At 65.4% G+C, this 16127-nt stretch carries 17 protein-coding genes; 6 read left to right on the forward strand and 11 right to left on the reverse strand.

What is annotated here, in order from left to right; genetic code table 11:
* Positions 1 to 14: 14 nt before the first annotated feature.
* Both BKG76_RS09220 and BKG76_RS09225 read right to left on the reverse strand, forming a co-directional pair.
* Positions 15 to 1184, reverse strand: coding sequence for a hypothetical protein (locus BKG76_RS09220; RefSeq protein WP_070937388.1), 1170 nt, complete (start codon positions 1182 to 1184; stop codon positions 15 to 17).
* The gene (locus BKG76_RS09225) at positions 1181 to 1480 is read right to left on the reverse strand and encodes a hypothetical protein (RefSeq protein WP_070937389.1); all 300 of its coding nucleotides are present in this window, start codon (positions 1478 to 1480) and stop codon (positions 1181 to 1183) included. Before BKG76_RS09225 ends, BKG76_RS09220 begins: the two co-directional genes overlap by 4 nt.
* A 196-nt stretch (positions 1481 to 1676) precedes the next feature.
* Here BKG76_RS09225 and BKG76_RS09230 point away from each other — a divergent pair, with 196 nt between their 5' ends.
* Complete coding sequence (locus BKG76_RS09230) at positions 1677 to 3152, forward strand: glutamate-cysteine ligase family protein (RefSeq protein ID WP_070937390.1); 1476 nt, start codon at positions 1677 to 1679, stop codon at positions 3150 to 3152.
* Here the strand turns inward: BKG76_RS09230 and BKG76_RS09235 are convergent.
* The 7 genes from BKG76_RS09235 to BKG76_RS09265 all read right to left on the reverse strand — a co-directional run bounded on the left by BKG76_RS09235 (position 3149) and on the right by BKG76_RS09265 (position 9831).
* Positions 3149 to 3700: a hypothetical protein gene (locus tag BKG76_RS09235; protein WP_070937391.1), complete on the reverse strand. Its 552-nt coding sequence runs from the start codon at positions 3698 to 3700 to the stop codon at positions 3149 to 3151. The two genes, BKG76_RS09230 and BKG76_RS09235, sit on opposite strands and share 4 nt — an antisense overlap.
* 74 nt (positions 3701 to 3774) lie before the next feature.
* Complete coding sequence (gene egtE, locus BKG76_RS09240; RefSeq protein ID WP_070937392.1) at positions 3775 to 4854, reverse strand: ergothioneine biosynthesis PLP-dependent enzyme EgtE; 1080 nt, start codon at positions 4852 to 4854, stop codon at positions 3775 to 3777.
* The gene (egtD, locus tag BKG76_RS09245; RefSeq protein WP_207543781.1) at positions 4851 to 5801 is read right to left on the reverse strand and encodes an L-histidine N(alpha)-methyltransferase; all 951 of its coding nucleotides are present in this window, start codon (positions 5799 to 5801) and stop codon (positions 4851 to 4853) included. The genes egtE and egtD overlap by 4 nt, the downstream gene beginning before the upstream one ends.
* Positions 5802 to 5803: 2 nt before the next feature.
* On the reverse strand, positions 5804 to 6484 hold the full coding sequence (gene egtC / locus BKG76_RS09250) for an ergothioneine biosynthesis protein EgtC (protein WP_070937394.1): 681 nt from the start codon (positions 6482 to 6484) through the stop codon (positions 5804 to 5806).
* Between the two features lies 1 nt (position 6485).
* Entirely contained in the window at positions 6486 to 7781 is a 1296-nt protein-coding gene (egtB, locus tag BKG76_RS09255; RefSeq protein ID WP_070937395.1) for an ergothioneine biosynthesis protein EgtB, read from the reverse strand.
* The gene (gene egtA / locus BKG76_RS09260; RefSeq protein ID WP_070937396.1) at positions 7778 to 9016 is read right to left on the reverse strand and encodes an ergothioneine biosynthesis glutamate--cysteine ligase EgtA; all 1239 of its coding nucleotides are present in this window, start codon (positions 9014 to 9016) and stop codon (positions 7778 to 7780) included. The genes egtB and egtA overlap by 4 nt, the downstream gene beginning before the upstream one ends.
* A 35-nt stretch (positions 9017 to 9051) precedes the next feature.
* Positions 9052 to 9831: an SDR family NAD(P)-dependent oxidoreductase gene (locus BKG76_RS09265; protein ID WP_005063198.1), complete on the reverse strand. Its 780-nt coding sequence runs from the start codon at positions 9829 to 9831 to the stop codon at positions 9052 to 9054.
* Positions 9832 to 9890: 59 nt separating this feature from the next.
* On the opposite strand from BKG76_RS09265, the gene BKG76_RS09270 reads away from it, so the two are divergent.
* Entirely contained in the window at positions 9891 to 10331 is a 441-nt protein-coding gene (locus tag BKG76_RS09270) for a nuclear transport factor 2 family protein (protein WP_070937397.1), read from the forward strand.
* On the opposite strand, the gene BKG76_RS09275 is transcribed toward BKG76_RS09270, so the two are convergent.
* The gene (locus BKG76_RS09275; RefSeq protein ID WP_070939079.1) at positions 10300 to 11187 is read right to left on the reverse strand and encodes an LLM class F420-dependent oxidoreductase; all 888 of its coding nucleotides are present in this window, start codon (positions 11185 to 11187) and stop codon (positions 10300 to 10302) included. The genes BKG76_RS09270 and BKG76_RS09275 overlap by 32 nt on opposite strands.
* A 42-nt stretch (positions 11188 to 11229) precedes the next feature.
* Between BKG76_RS09275 and BKG76_RS09280 the strand changes: the two genes are divergently transcribed.
* Genes BKG76_RS09280 through nagA form a run of 4 tightly spaced genes read left to right on the forward strand, consistent with a single transcriptional unit; the run spans position 11230 to position 15419 of the window.
* Positions 11230 to 12624: a sugar porter family MFS transporter gene (locus BKG76_RS09280; RefSeq protein WP_070937398.1), complete on the forward strand. Its 1395-nt coding sequence runs from the start codon at positions 11230 to 11232 to the stop codon at positions 12622 to 12624.
* The gene (locus BKG76_RS09285; RefSeq protein ID WP_070937399.1) at positions 12609 to 13511 is read left to right on the forward strand and encodes an N-acetylglucosamine kinase; all 903 of its coding nucleotides are present in this window, start codon (positions 12609 to 12611) and stop codon (positions 13509 to 13511) included. The genes BKG76_RS09280 and BKG76_RS09285 overlap by 16 nt, the downstream gene beginning before the upstream one ends.
* 14 nt (positions 13512 to 13525) lie before the next feature.
* A complete protein-coding gene (locus BKG76_RS09290; protein WP_070939080.1) occupies positions 13526 to 14539 on the forward strand; it encodes an SIS domain-containing protein in 1014 nt (337 codons plus the stop codon).
* Between the two features lies 1 nt (position 14540).
* Entirely contained in the window at positions 14541 to 15419 is an 879-nt protein-coding gene (gene nagA / locus BKG76_RS09295; RefSeq protein WP_070937400.1) for an N-acetylglucosamine-6-phosphate deacetylase, read from the forward strand.
* On the opposite strand, the gene BKG76_RS09300 is transcribed toward nagA, so the two are convergent.
* Entirely contained in the window at positions 15416 to 16084 is a 669-nt protein-coding gene (locus BKG76_RS09300; protein ID WP_070937401.1) for a sensor domain-containing protein, read from the reverse strand. The two genes, nagA and BKG76_RS09300, sit on opposite strands and share 4 nt — an antisense overlap.
* Positions 16085 to 16127: the final 43 nt, after the last annotated feature.

The raw sequence follows: 16127 nt of genomic DNA on the forward strand, positions 1-16127 counted from the left end.
GAGACGAAGCGCGGCTATCGGCCGCTGACCTGGTGGAAAATCTGCGCGGCCTGCGCCTCGTACTTGGCGTAGGCGTCGGGGAAAGCCGACCGCTGAACCGCCTGTGCGGCTTGGGCAACGCTCATGTCCTGCCAGCCGGACACCTTGACCAACTGGTCGTAAAACTTGCCGGCAGACCGCGACGGATCCATCAAATCTGCTGTGGCACCCCAGCTTTGGCGCTGCTGGAACGGACCTACCGAGTCATGGTCATGTCCCACACCGTCATTGGCGAGCATCAACGAGTCGGGCACCGAAGAGTTCGCGAGGCTGCGCAGACCCGACTCGGTGAGCGCGGTCGCCAGCGCGATCTGAATCGCCTCGGGAGAGAGCCCGCGGCGCAGGCCTTCCTCGATGATCTTGCGAGCGACTTCCATCTGACCGGCGTCCAGGTTCATGAAGACCGACGGACCCGACGGGCGCAGCGACGGCGCGCCGGTGTTGGAGTAGCTGCCGTCGGGCGCGCTGTGGCCCCCGCCGCCATGGCCACCGCCGAACCCGCCACCGCCGTGGCCGCCTCCACTGCCGCCACCAAAACCGCCGCCCCCGCTGCCACCACTGAATCCACCGCTACCGGCCTTCATAGAGGCGGCTGCCGCGCCCCCGCCACCACTGGCGGGCATGAATGCCGCGGGCTGGGTGCTGGCTGAGTTGTGTTCCGCGTCGACGCTCGCCGATGCCTTCCGCAGATCGTTTGACGAGGCGCGATCGGCCTCTTCCAGCGACTTCAGGGCCTGCCGGATCGCGTCGGTCAACCGCCTGGCCTCTGCCTGCAGATCCCGATTGCCCTCAGGGGCGGTCACGGTGCCGTCATCGGCAACGTGCAGGCCCTTGGAGGTGGCCTCGTCCACCAGCGCCATCACCTTGTCGCGCCCCGCGGTGAGCGCGGAATGCCCGCCGCGGACGGCGTCGGCGACATTACTGATCGCGAACGAGAGCCGGTTCGTCGAAGACTGTTCACTCGACGCCTGGTCGTAGGCGGATTGGAAGGCCTTGCCCTTCCAGAACGACTCAGCCGAGTCCAGATCGCGGACCACCCCGTCGATGGACAGATCCAGGTTCTTGCTGGCGTCCTCGATGGCCTTGGCGGCCGCGTCCAAGTTGGCGACATCCCACCCGCGCAGCTGCGAAATCGTCGGCCTCACAGCCGGACCTCCCCGGCCCTGGCCACCCGCTTGCCGTTGACGGCGTCCTGGCCCGTCAACGCGCCCGAGCTGCTCTGCACAAAGTTGGAGATGTTCTCGATGCGGTCGGATGCTCCGCCGCCGGCGCGCTTGAGCGCCGCACTGACCGCACGCAGCACCTCGGCGAACTCGGTGCCGGCCACCGCGTTGGCCGCCGCCTCGAAGTCGACCTCGGGGAATGCGTCCTTCGCGCGTCCTGCCACACGACTCGCCAGCCGTGCCATCTCAGCACCGTTGGCCTTCATGGTGTCGTTCATAGATACCTCCCCAAGGAACCGGTCCTGCGCGCACGTGACGGCGCGGTTCATCGCCGGAATGTGCCTCTGATCAGATACGACGGCACTAGTGCCGATTTGGTTCCATGTTTTTCTACCTTTTTTCGCGCCCGTCCGCCGCGGCCGCGTGCGGGCAAACCGCCAGGTCCAACCCCCTGATTGAGGAACAATACGACCCATGGGCGACGAAGTCGCGGGCACCCAGTTCACCGGTGAGCACCGCCGGGCCTATCGCACCAAGGTGCAGAACTGTCTGGACGTATTCGAGACCATGCTCACGGAGTCCCGCTTCGACGTCGAGCGGCCCCTGACCGGGATGGAAATCGAGTTCAATCTCGTCGACGGAAATTATCAACCCGCGATGACGAACACCGAAGTCCTCGCCTCGATCGCCGACCCCGCTTTTCAGACCGAGCTGGGTGCCTACAACATCGAGATGAATGTGCCGCCGCGCGCACTCGCCGGCTCGGTGGCCCTCGAACTCGAGAACGAGGTGCGGGCCAGTCTCAACGCCGCCGAGCAGCGGGCCGGTGAGCGGGGAGCGCACATCGTCATGATCGGCATCCTGCCGACGGTGATGCCCGAAAATCTCGACGGCGCGTGGATGAGCCCCTCCTCCCGATACCGGGCCCTGAACGACGCCGTGTTCACTGCCCGCGGTGAGGACATGCAGATCGACATCACCGGCCCCGAGCGACTGAGCATCAGATCGCCGTCGATAGCCCCGGAATCGGCGTGCACCAGCATTCAGCTGCATCTACAGGTGGCCCCCGACGACTTTGCCGCCAACTGGAACGCTGCCCAGCTGCTCGCCGGTCCGCAGCTGGCACTGGCCGCCAACTCACCGTTCTTCTTCGGTAAGTCGTTGTGGGCGGAGACTCGGATCGAGCTCTTCACCCAGTCCACCGACACCCGCCCCCAGGAGCTCAAGGTGCAAGGGGTGCGTCCTCGAGTGTGGTTCGGCGAGCGCTGGATCACCTCGATCTTCGACCTGTTCGAGGAGAACGTCCTGTACTTCCCGTCGCTGCTGCCAGAGATCTCCGACGAGGATCCCGTCGCCGAGCTCGCGGCAGGGAGGGCGCCAAGGCTGCAGGAGCTGCGCTTGCACAATGGGACCGTCTACCGCTGGAACCGGCCCATCTACGACGTCGTCGACGGCACCCCGCATCTACGCGTGGAGAACCGGGTGCTGCCCGCAGGGCCGACGGTTATCGATGTGATGGCCAACGCCGCGTTCTATTACGGGGCCTTACGGGCGTTGTCCGAAGATGACCGACCGGTGTGGACGAAGATGACTTTTGCTGCGGCACATGACAATTTCCTCGCGGGTGCACAACACGGTGCGACGGCCCGGATCTACTGGCCCGGGGTCGGCGAAATCACCGCCGACGAACTGACCCTGCGACACCTGCTGCCCCTGGCCCACGAGGGACTGCGGCGCTGGGGTGTCGCGCCGGAGGTGCGTGACCGTTACCTCGGCGTCATCGAGGCGCGGGCAAAGTCCGGGATCAACGGTGCGGCCTGGCAGACCCGAACCGTCGGTGCATTGGAGCGGCGCGGGTTGAATCGGAGGGAAGCACTCACCGAGATGCTCCGAATATATTGCGGGCACATGCATTCCAATGAGCCGGTGCATACCTGGGAGTTGATTTAGCTTGTGGGCGCCTCACCGATATACGTCGCCGACGGGCCGACAATGAAACGAACCGCCGCGTAGGCTCCGCCGGCGCCCTTCCAGGTCCCAGATTTGAAGCAGTAGACACTGTCGGAATCTGTGACCGCACACGTAGTGGTATCGCCGGTGCCGGTCCCCTGCACCACCGCTATGTAGTTGTCGCGCGCGATGACTCGTTGTGCGAGTCCCCCGGGGTTGGTGAATCTGGGCTGCTCCGTTTGATCGAAGTGGGGCAATGAATCCCCGTTGAACCAGCCAACCTGATTGGTGCCCGCCGGAGCACCCGGTATCGAGCCGGTGCAACCGAAGCTGCCGTCTGCCCAGATGCCACAGTTCAGCCCGGCGGGCGTACTGAACCAGAAATCGTCGTCATTGGGCGAAAGCCTGTAACTCTCGAAGTCGACCTTTGCGTAGCGGCTGATATCCGGGTACGGACTCTTGGCCGGTTCAGCGTTGGCCGAAACGGGTACTCCCAGCAGTCCACCGACTGCGAGCGCGCCAGCCGCTAAAGCGATCGGTTTGCGCATTTCAACCCCCACATTCCTAATGTTGCTATCAGCACTACGGCGCAGTATACGAGGGTAAAGGATCGTTGCGAGATTCAGCTTTTGCGGCTGCGCAGCGCCTGCGCCACCAGCTCCAGTTCCTCATCGGTGCCATCGACATGCGGACTGATCCGCAACACCGGCTTGGTCATCTCGAACGGTGCCCGAATCGTCTCCGCTCCCGTCGTGACAATCGCGTGTTCCTCGATGAGACGCGCCCGTACCGCGATGACGTCGACGTCGACAACCGGCTCCAGTGTCGTGATGGCGCTGGGCTCGTCCACGGATTCCACAACCCGCCAATCCTTGAGATCCCCCAGGATCTTTCGGGCCGATCGCCCGCGTTCTGCCAGCGCGGCCTGCACCTGTGCGGGGCCAGCCGCCAGATGCTGGCCCACCGCAACGGACAAACCTACCCAGCCCGCGACGTGTGCCTCGACGTGCCCTGCCCACTGCGGAATCACATGCGCAAGAGCGGGATTGATGGCAAGCACACCCACACCGCGCGGTCCGGCCAACCACTTGCGCGAGGGTGCATACATCGCGTCGGCGCCATGAGTGCAGTCGATATGCCCCAGGGCCTGTGCAGCATCCACGACGACCGGAACCCCGGCTGCGCGCGCCAACGCCACCACCTGGGCGGCCGGTTGCACGGTGCCGCGGTGGCTGCCAACAACGGTGAAGTGCACCAGGTCGACCTTCTCGCGGCGCAGGAAGGCTTCAATCCCGTCAACATCGGCGCGGCCGTCTCCGTCCACCGGCAGCCACGCCGGAGTAAATCCGAAGTGGTGCATGATCATCAGGTTTGGCCCGAATTCGCCTGGCAGGCAGGCGATAGCGCGCCCTGCGTCGGCGGGCCACCCTTGTAGAAGGGTGCGCAGTGCATCGGCCGCGCCGGTGGTGAACTGCACCTGCGCCTCGGCCATGCCCGTCAGCTGACGCACCGCGGCACGTCCCGCATCCAGAACCGGTGCCGCCGCCTCCTGGGCGACGTACCCACCGATCTGCGCCTCATGCTCGGCATGCTGAGCCACCGCCCGAATGGTCTCGACACTCTGGCGCGAACAGGCGGCCGAATCCAGGTGCACACCCAGTACCGGCGGCCGGGCCTGCCGCCACTGTTCGCGCAGACTCACTCCTTCACCGCAAGTGACAGCCCGAAGTCGTTGGAATCATCAGTCCACCAATGGGTCTGACGCAGACCAGCAGCGGCCAGCTCACGCGCCACACCCTCACGACGGAACTTGCAGGACACCTCGGTCAGCATCATCTCCCCCGCCTCGAATTCGACCGTCAGATCCAGAGCCTCGATGGCAACTCGCTGATCACGCACCGACCGCAACCACATCTCCATGCGTTCCTCGTCGCCGTTCCACTGCGCGACGTGCTCGAATGCGTCCAGCTCAAAATCGGCGTCGAGCTCACGGTTGATCACCGCCAGCACGTTGCGGTTGAAGGCTGCGGTCACCCCGGCGCTGTCGTCGTAGGCGCGCACCAGGCGTTCGGTGTCCTTGACTAGATCCGTTCCTAGTAAAAGCATTTCACCGGATTGTAGCGTCGCGGCGACATCTGCCAGGAACTGCGCCCGAGACTCGGTGGTGAGGTTTCCGATCGTGGATCCGAGGAAAGCCACCAGACGCCGCCCCTCGCGCGGAATGCGCCCGAGGTCCTTCTCGAAGTCGCCACACACCGCACGCACGCGCATCCCCGGATACTCGGTGACCAGCGCGTCGCCCGCGGCGCGCAGCACCCCGGAATCCACATCGAAGGGTATGAACGTGTTCGGGTTCAACGCATCCAGCAGCATCCGCGTCTTCTCGGAAGTGCCACTGCCCAGCTCCACCAGGGTGTCGGCACCGGAAGCCGCCGCGATGTCGACGGCGTGCGCACGCAGCAACCCCGCCTCGGTGCGGGTTGGGTAGTACTCGGGAAGCCGGGTGATCTCATCGAACAGATCGCTACCGACCTCGTCGTAAAACCATTTGGGAGGAAGCGATTTCGCGTCTGCGGTCAGCCCCTGCAGCACATCACGCCGTAGCGCCTGCGCCGCCGCACCAGACGCCAAGTGATTCTCCAGAGTCATCGTCATAGTGACGCCACCTCCACCTTCCCATCGCGTACCCGTACCAATCGCCGGTCGGGGATGTCGACCCAGGACGGGTCGTCGTCATACGGTTCACTCGCCACCACCACACCGTCGGCGGCCTCCAGAATCGACAGCGTGTCGCCCCACGTCGTGGCGATCAATTCGTTTCCATTGGCCACCAAGACGTTCAGTCGAGCACCCGGGTCCGCGGCTCCCACCTGCCGCACCGTCTCACCCAGGTTCTCCGGGCCCGACGCGAATACCCGTGCCGCGAGAATCGCACTGTCCACTATCGATTCGGCACCGGGCACCGCACCTACGGCACCGCGATCGACGATCCCGTTGTGCGACAACAACCATGTCCCGTCGGTGAACGGCGCGGCCGCCGACTCATCGATGGGCATCCCCACACTGGCGGAGCGAACGGCCGCCACCACACATCCGCTGCGCAGCACCGGAGCCACCGAGGCGAAGGATGCGTCACCCCACAGCGGGCGCGCGCCGCGCCACCTGTGCGGCGCCCCGTCGGCGAAGAATCCGGCGCCCCATCCGTCAGCGTTCACCAGACCATGTTTTTGCCGGCGTGGCGAATATGACTGCACCAGAAGACCATGCGCAGGCTCCAGCATCAACGAAGACAGCGACCTCGGCTCACCGAGCCAGCCCAGATGACGACACATGTCAGATGTCCCAGGCCAGACGAACGCCGCAAAAGATCTGGCGCCGGATCGGGTGATCCCAATTCCGGAAGCTGGGCCGCATGATCGACGGGGCCACCGCCCATGAGCCGCCGCGCAGCACCCGATAGTCGCCGGCCCCAGAACCTTCGAAGAACGGTTCGCTGTACTGCTGGTAGATCATGGGCGTGAAACCTGGCCACGGCCGGAGCGGGGATGTGGTCCACTCCCACACATCGCCGAGCATCTGCTCGGCACCGTAGGCCGACGCCGACTCCGGATAGGCACCCACCGGCGCCGGTCCGAGGGCGCCGCCACCGAGGTTGGTCAGATCACTGCTCGGGGCCTGCCCTCCCCACGGAAAACGTCGCCGCGCAGCGATTTCCGGATCCCAGACGCAGGCCTTCTCCCATTCGGCCTCGGTCGGCAATCGCGCACCTACCCAGGCCGCATAGGCCTGCGCCTCGTGAAAGCTGACGTGCTGTACCGGCTCCTCGGGCACGATCTCCAGTACGCGCCCGAACCGAGTGAGCGTACCGCCGCCGTTCCAAAACTTGGGGGCCGTCAGATCCTCCGCACACCGGTGCGCCCACCCGATCTCGGTCCAGAATTCCTGACGCTGGTATCCACCCTCAGCGATGAATGCCGTCCACTCGGCATTGGTTACCGGAACAGTCCCGATTCGGAATCCCTTGAGATGAACGCTATGTGCCGGCCGTTCGTTATCGAGCGAGTACGGCTCGTCGATCGCGTCGACGCCCATCACGAACGGTCCCTCCGGGACCAGCACCGAGGTTCCGGCCACACCTGCCCGTCCGGGCGGCAGCGTGTCGGCACGCTCCAGCAGGGCGGCCCCGCGGCGAATCGACAAGGCCTGCAACATGGTTTCGTCATGCTGATGCTCATGGCTCAGCACCATGGAGTACGAGAATTCGTCCGCGCGGGCCGAACCATCGGAGGGCAGCGCCTCCAGCCGATCCAAGACTCGTCCGCGCACCTCGTGACAAAAGGACCGCGCCTGCGCCGGGGATAGCAGCGGCAGCTGCACCCTGCTGGCCCTGGTGTGGCGGAACGCGTCGTAGAGGGACTCGATCTCGCCGGGCAGCATCCCTGGCCGACGCGGATCTCCGTCACGGAGCAGCCACAGCTCTTCCTGCTGTCCGATATGCGCCAGGTCCCACACCAATGGACTCATCAGCGGGTCGTACTGACGGTGCAGCTCGGCGTCGTCATGATCGGTGATCGTCAACGTGCGTACCCGCGCGGCCTCAAGGTCGCGCGCCAACTCTTCACGGCTCATTGCGACGCTCCAGAGAAAGCCCTCTCCACACCGTATTCCGCGACATTATCCGTGAAATCGTCTGCCGGACATCGGCCTTGCTCTACGCGCTCCAGCAGGAATTCCATATCCGCGGCCAACTCCGGCGGCGCCACCGCGCAGGCCGCGGACACCAGCCGATGCCCCGCCGCAAGCAAGTCAGGATCCTCCACACCGATTCGTATCGCCGCGTCCCACGCCTCACCCACCGGTTCGACGGCCTCCGCGGCAATGTCAGAGACCCGCGGATGATCGAGCGCGGCGACCGCCGTGAACGCCAGCGCGGGCCACCACCAATCCGGTGCCGCGTCCAGATACCGCAGCTCCAACCAGCGGCGCGGCCGCACCGGCGGAAACAGCGTGGTCAGGTGATAGTCGAGGTCTTCGGTCGTCGGAGCCCGCCCGCCTAGCGGCACGGTCCCGTCGACCCAGGATTGGAAGGGCACGTGGGTGACAACCGCGTCGGCGCCGTCCTTGTTTCGCACCAACATGACGGGCGCGCGCAGCGCATATTTGGCCCAGGACTCGGCCGGATCGGCGCCGATCTCAACGGGAGCGCAGCGCAGCGGGTCCAGGTTGTCCCAGATCCATTGTCGAGTGTTTTGCCGACCGGTACGACGACCGGCAAGCATCGGCGAGGACGCCGACAGCGCCGCCATCGTGGGGCCGATCCGTTGCGCCAACACAAGCCTGTCCCGCCACTGGCGCGGAGTCCCGGATTGCACATTGACCTGCAATGACGCCGTGCAGGTCATCATCTGCAGCGCGGTTTCGCCGTATCCGGCGGCGCCGAAATGGCCGGCCATGGCCGCGTATCGGGCGCCGGGATTGACGCGCTCGGGTGTGCGCAGCGGGTCGGTGCCCAGGCTGGCGAGCGCGATCCCGGCGTCACGATAAGTCGAGGTCAGAATCTCGTGGTCGGCCCGCATCGAGGAGATAGCGGACCACACGTCGGCATGCGGGGGGCCGGAGAGTTCGACGGCACCGCCCGGTTCGAACGTGATCGCGCTGGATCCGGGCAGGTCAGGAACCGACTCAGCGACTTCATGGAGGCGGTTCCAGGTGACTCGGCGGTACGGAGCCGTCAGCTCGACGGTATGAGATTCCAGCTCCAGCCCAACCGCGCCGATATGTGCGTCGGCGAAGGCCTGCCGAGCAATGTGCTCGGCAGCCTCGTCCGCGTTCGACAGTGTTCCCACTGTCGCCGTGGTGGCCATCTCTCCAATGTTCCATAGGCCACCGACAAGTAGCGCTACTTCGGCTGGAGGCGGGCTCCACCGTCGATGCGAATTGTCTCGGCGTTCATGTAGCTGTTGGTGACAAGCTCCAGGGCCAGCGAGGCGAATTCTTCGGGGTTACCCAGGCGCTGCGGGTACAGCACGTTCGGTGCCAGACGGTCCTTGAACTGTTGCGCGGACTCGCCCTCGCCGTAGATCGGGGTGTCGATCAGACCCGGTGCGATGGTGTTCACCCGGATGCCGACGACCGACAGATCGCGCGCGATCGGAAGAGTCATGCCGACGATGCCGCCCTTGGAGGCCGAGTAGGCGGCCTGCCCGATCTGGCCGTCGAAGGCCGCCACGGATGCGGTGTTGACGATGGCACCGCGCTCGCCGAACTCGTCGACAGGCTCTTCCTGGCTGATCGCGGTGGCCGCGAGACGGATCAGGTTGAACGAGCCGATCAGGTTGATGCCGATGACCTTGGAGAAGATGTCCAGCGAGTGCGCCGAGGCGTACTGGCCGTCCTTGCCGATGGTCCGACCGGGCCAGCCGACGCCCGCGCAGTTGATGAGGACGCGCACCGGGCCGAGCTCCTTGGCGGCGTCGACGGCAGCGATACCGTCGGCCTCGCTGGTGACATCGGTGTGCACGAAAGCGCCACCGAGTTCCTTGGCCAGAGCCTCACCCTTTTCGTCCTGGACGTCGGCGATGACGACCTTTGCACCCTGTGCAGCGAGCAGGCGAGCAGTTGCGGCGCCAAGACCCGAGGCACCACCCGTGACGATTGCAGACACACCATTGATATCCATGAGCCGCACCATAACCGATCGGTTGGTTGGGAGATCCAGGCCCCATAGGCTTCGTATCCGTGACCAATGACCGACTCGCCATCCACGATCTCGTCGCCCGGTATGCCGGTGCTGCCGACCGCCGTGACGTCGATGGGCTCGTCGCGCTGTTCTCCGTAGACGCCGAGCTGGTGCGCCCGCCAGCCCTCCTGCGTAAGGGTGATTCGGCTGTCCTGCAGGGTCGCGAGGCCATCGCGGGTTCGATTATCGCGGCGCTCACGCCGCTGCACGCGACGTATCACCTCATCGGGCAGCACACGGCAACCGTCGACGGCGATATCGCGACGGGGGAGGCCTACTGCATGGCGCACCACATCTACCTTCGGGGCGACGAGTACCGCGATAACACGATGGCGGTGCGGTACCTGGACAACTACGAGCGCGAACCCGCGGGCTGGGTCTTCACCCGCCGCGAACCCGTCGTGGTGTTCAGCGAGGACCGGCCAGTTCGAGTCGGGTAGCGCACTGCGCCATCTCGTCGAGCACTGCTTCCAGGGTGGTGGCGCGCCGCGAGGCCGAGAGCAACATCCGGCCCGCACCCGCTTGGGCCGCCTGATCCAGCGCCGCATGGTCTACCCGGTGCAGACCATGCCCGAGCACAAGGTCGATGCTGGCGGGATCACGGCCGGCATCGACTGCCGCGGTCCGCATGATGCTCACTGCGGCCGTCAGGTCCTCCCCGACCAGACCGAGTGGCTGAAATCCGCTCCCCAGCCGTCCGGCCCGTCGCGCCGCGGCCTTGCTATGCCCGCCGACATACAGCGGAACACCCTGTGGCTGAACAGGCTTGGGGTAGGAATAGGCTTCCTGGAACCGATAGAACTCACCGTCGTACGCCGCGGGACCGTCGGCGGACCACAACGCCCGCATCACCGCGATGGCCTCATCGGTAGCGCGACCACGACGATCGAAATCGCCGCCACAAGCCTCGATCTCCTCGCGCATCCATCCGACACCCAGACAGATCCGCAGCCTCCCACGACTGAGTCGGTCCACGGTCGCCAGGCGTTTGGCCAGCACCACCGGATGGTGGTCGGGTAGCACCAGCACACCGGTGGACAGCCCCAGTGTCGTGGTAGCCGCCGCGACGAAGGACAGCAGCTCAAGTGGGTCGGGGATGTCGACGTCGTCGGGCAGGTGGGACTGCCCGGTGGGCGAGTAGGGATACGTGCTCTGCGTGTTTCCTATGACGACCGCGTGCTCCACCACCGAGATCTCACTGAATCCCAGCTGCTCTGCGGCATGCGCGAATTCGAGGATCTTGTCGGGCTCCGCGGTGATTCCGAGCTCCACTGGAGCGACGACACCGATCTTCACAAGCAGCCTCCTGACATCACCTGTCACCATAGGATCTCGCGAATGAGCCTGATCACCGACCTCCGGTCGACGTCCCGTTTGGGCGTCATGGTGGCGGTGACCGCCGCCGCGGTGGGGGTCATCTACGGCTACGACTCCTCCAATATCGCGGGGGCGTTGCTGTTCCTCACCGAAGACCTGCACCTTTCCACCCACGACCAGCAGGTGGCCGCCACCGCGGTGGTCATCGGAGAGATCTTTGGCGCACTCATCGGTGGGCCGCTGTCCAACAAGATCGGCCGAAAGCGGTCAATGGTTTTGGTGGCAGCGACGTTTGGTGTTTTCTCACTGCTGTCCGCATTGGCCGTCGACTTGAACACTCTTGTCGCCGCCCGATTTCTCCTCGGGGTGACGGTGGGTGTCTCGGTCGTGGTGGTTCCGGTGTTCGTCGCGGAGTCCTCGCCCACCAAGATCCGGGGCTCGATGCTGGTGCTCTACCAGCTGGCCTGCGTGACGGGGATCATCGCTGGTTATCTCATCGCCTGGGCATTGGCGTCGACCGGCAGCTGGCGTCTGATGCTGGGCCTGGCCGCCGTGCCGGCCGCACTAGTGCTGATCGCCTTACTGCGGCTCCCCGATACCGCACGCTGGTACATGATGCGTGGTGACCACGCACGAGCACGCGAGGTGCTGAGCATGGTGGATCCGCACATCGATGTCGACCACGAGCTTGCGGAGATCGCCGAGGCGCTGCACGCCGAAGGCGGAAGCTCGGTGCTGGCGCGATTGCGGGAAATGGTCACTCCGCCATACCGCAGAGCGACCTTTTTCGTTGTCGGCCTTGGGTTCTTCATCCAGATCACGGGTATCAACGCGGTCGTCTACTACGGGCCCCGGATCTTCGAGGCCATGGGCATGTCGGGATACTTCGCCAAGCTCGGCCTGCCGGCGCTCGTCCAGGTGGCGGCACTGTTGGCGGTGTTCGTGTCGATGTCGAGCATTGACCGGATGGGCCGGCGGCCCATCCTCATGATCGGGATCGGCATCATGATCGTCGCCGACGCACTCCTGGTGGGCGTATTCGCGGTGGGCGGATCATCTTTCGGTGGGGTGCTGACGGTCCTCGGATTCCTGGGGATCGTGCTCATCGCGGTGGGGTTCACCTTCGGATTCGGGTCGTTGGTGTGGGTGTACGCCGGCGAAAGCTTTCCCGCTCGGCTGCGCTCTTACGGGGCCAGCGCCATGCTGACATCGGACCTGGTGGCCAACGCCGTTGTCTCCATGTACTTCCTCACTCTGTTGACAACACTCGGCGGTGTAGCGGCCTTCGGAGTCTTCGGGGTGCTCGCGGTGGCGGCTCTGGTGTTTGTATATCTCTTGGCGCCGGAAACCAAGGGGCGCAACCTTGAAGAGATCCGGCACTTCTGGGAAAGCGGAGGCAAGTGGCCCGAGACGTGATAGTTGGGATCGACATCGGCGGGTCCAAGACCCGCGCGGTGGCCGTCGCGGAGGGCGCGGTGATCGGTGACGCATTGGGCGGCAGTGCAAACCTGCAATCTGTCACCGAGGAACAGGCGAAAAACGTTTTCGCCGAAATCTTTTCCACGTTCGCCGGCGACGATGTCACTCGTGTGAGTGCCGGATCCGCCGGTGTGGACACCGCGGAGGGCGCCCAAGCACTGGTCCGGCTGCTGCGACCGTATGCGCCCCGGGCCGAGATCACCGCGGTGCACGACACCCAGTTGGTGCTGGCGGCGGGAGGTTTGTCGGCGGGTATCGCGGTGATTTCCGGCACCGGGTCCGTAGCCTGGGGGAAGCGTGCCGACGGCGCCACGGCACGCGTCGGTGGTTGGGGGTATCTACTCGGAGACGACGGCAGTGGCTACGGCGTTTCGCGATCCGCTGTGCGGCATGCCCTCTCACTTTCCGACAGAGGGGATCCGCCGGACGCGCTGTCGCAGAAGTTCGCCTCCGAATGCGGTGTCACCGAACCCGCGCAGCTGCTCGACCATTTCTACGCCCACTCCGAGCGGCGGTACTGGGCCACGATGGCGAGGTTGGTTTTCGACCTCGCCGCTACCGGAGACGAGGCCGCTCAGGTGATCACTAGGCAAACAGCCATCGACTTGGCCGCCTTGATCGAGGGTGTCTGCCTACGATTGGGCCCAGGGCTGCCGGTGGTGCTCGGCGGCGGTCTGTTGGTCAACCAACCGGGCCTTGTCGCCGATATCATCGAACACACACGGACCACCGGGGTTTCGGATATTGCTGTGCTGCAACGTGAACCGGTGTTCGGAGCATTGGCCCTGGCCGGGGTCGACGTCGAGGGATTGGAGAAGGCATGACCGCCGGGACGCATATGGCTGACGAGATCCGTCAACAACCCACCGTATGGGGGAGGCTCCTTTCGGACGGCCGGTCGGCGATCTCGGAGGTTGCGGCGAAGATCATCGAATACCAGCCTCGCTTCGTGCTCTTCGTCGCGCGTGGGACCAGTGACCATGCCGCGTTGTACGGCAAGTACCTCACCGAGATCATCTGGCAGGTTCCCGCCGGGCTGGCCTCGCCGTCGACCATGACGACCTACGGTGCGCGACCCGATCTCGCGGGCGTGCTGGTCATCGGGGTCAGCCAGTCCGGGGGCTCTCCCGACCTGGTGCAGACGCTCACGGTCGCACGCCAGCAGGGCGCGCTCACGGTGGCCGTGACCAATGCCGCGCGGTCTCCGCTGGCGACCGCCGCCGAGCACCACGTGGACATACTGGCCGGACCCGAACTCGCCGTCGCCGCCACCAAGTCGTACACCGCGCAGCTTCTGGCGCTGTACCTACTACTCACCGACGTGGCGGGTCGCGACAACACGGCGGCCAGCCTGCTCCCGGAACGCGGCGAAGAGATCCTGCACAGCGCCGTCGTGCAGCAGCTGGCCACCCGCTACCGATTCGCCTCGCGATTGGTCACCACCGGGCGCGGCTACTCCTATCCGACCGCGCGTGAGGCCGCCCTCAAACTGATGGAAACGAGTTATCTTTCGGCTCAGGCGTTCTCGGGAGCCGACCTGCTACACGGCCCGCTGGCGATGGTCGACCCGCAGGTGCCGGTGATCGCCATCGTGCCCCATGGCGTCGGTGGCCGGGCCATGAACGATGTGCTGCATCGACTGGCCGGGCGTGGGGCCGACGTGTGTTGCATCGGGTCGGCAGACGCGGTCGCGGCGACGGGGCTGGGCGTGACCCTGGAGCCCACCCTCGAGGAGCTTTCGCCGATGCTGGCCATTATTCCGCTACAGCTCCTGGCCATGCAGTTGGCGATCGGGCGCGGTGAAAACCCCGATGTGCCACGAGGCCTGTCCAAGGTGACCGAGACATTGTGAAGTGCCAGTGACCGCTCCCGGGTTTTTCGACATGCACGTGCACGGCGGCGGCGGTGCCTCATTCGGCGAAGACGTGGAGGCGAATCTGATTGCCGCCGCGTGGCATCGGTCCCACGGCACCGACGGCATGCTGGCCAGTCTGGTGACCCTCGCCCCCGATGACATGCTCAATGCCGTGCGGGTGCTGGCCGATATGGCCGGCGCCCAGGGCATCTCCGGCATTCACCTCGAAGGCCCCTGGCTTTCACCGCAATACGCCGGTGCTCACGATCCACGACTGCTGCGCGACCCGGACCTCGCCGAGCTCGAGCGACTGCTGGACGCCGGTGCCGGGCATATCAGGATGGTCACCATCGCTCCCGAGCTTCCTGGTGCGATGCCGGCCATCGAGCTGCTTACGGCACGGGGCGTGGTGGCCGCGGTGGGGCATACCGATGCGACGTATGAGCAGACTCTGCAGGCCATTTCGGCTGGGGCGACTGTCGCTACCCATCTCTTCAACGCCATGAGGCCGATCCATCATCGTGAACCCGGCCCCATCCCGGCACTCCTGGAGAGCCCGGCGGTGACCATCGAACTTATCGCAGACGGCGTGCACATCCACCCCGCGATCTACCGCATGGTGCTGGCGGCTGTCGGCCCCGACCGGATCGCACTGGTCACCGACGCGATGTGTGCGGCCGGAATGCCGGATGGCGCTTATCAGTTGGGCCACCTGCCGGTCACCGTCACCTCCGGTGAGGCACGACTGACCGATGGCACGATCGCGGGCAGCACCGCGAGCATGGCCGACCTGTACGAGTTCGCGGCGACTCAGGCGGATGCCGAGATCGCCGCCCTGCAAACGTCGGTCAATCCTCGACGCGCGGTAGGTTTCTAGGCCTGCCAGATCCGCGGACCGACGATCTTCATCAAATCAAAGGCGCGCTCACCATTGCTCTTGGAAACCGTTGAGCACGTGCGTATATCAATCGCTACGTTGCGTTCTCCGAGAAGCACGTGCTGGCACGACGCATACGCAGCATCATTGCGTGAGTAACCCACGGCAATGACGTTGTCGACCTGCGTCACACGCCGGATCTCCGCGGTGGAGGCGAGAGTGGAACCATCGATCGCCAGTTCGGAGACATTGACGGTCTGGTTCTCGCATTTGCGCCAGCGGTCGGCCTCGCTGAGGGTGAAATCGCGGGCCTCATCATCGGTGCTGAAGACCGCCACGCTCTGATCGACCAAGGTGAACCAGCCGGGGTGATCCCACAGCGCCTGAGAATGCGCCGCCACATAGGGGGCGCGGTCGTAACTCGCCACCGACGCCAACACCACGCTTCCGCAGTCCGGCCGGTCGGTATCCAGCGTGAAGGTGGCGCTCTGCCGCTGCACGTTGGGCAGCGCCACACCCATCACGCGTTCGGCCTGCGGCTGGCTGAGCATCAGGCCGTCGATCGCCGACGGCGGCACGGTAGATGCCGGTTCGGCGAACGCGACGGCGGGATGCACGGCGACGATCGCCACCACCACCATCCATGCCCCCACTACCGATCGCATGTGCGTCCCCCTCGGCTCGGCCCCAATTGTTGTGTATTGAACT

Origin of the sequence: Mycobacteroides franklinii, from assembly GCF_001853795.1 — a bacterium.
In the GTDB taxonomy this organism is placed as follows: Bacteria; Actinomycetota; Actinomycetes; order Mycobacteriales; family Mycobacteriaceae; genus Mycobacterium; species Mycobacterium franklinii.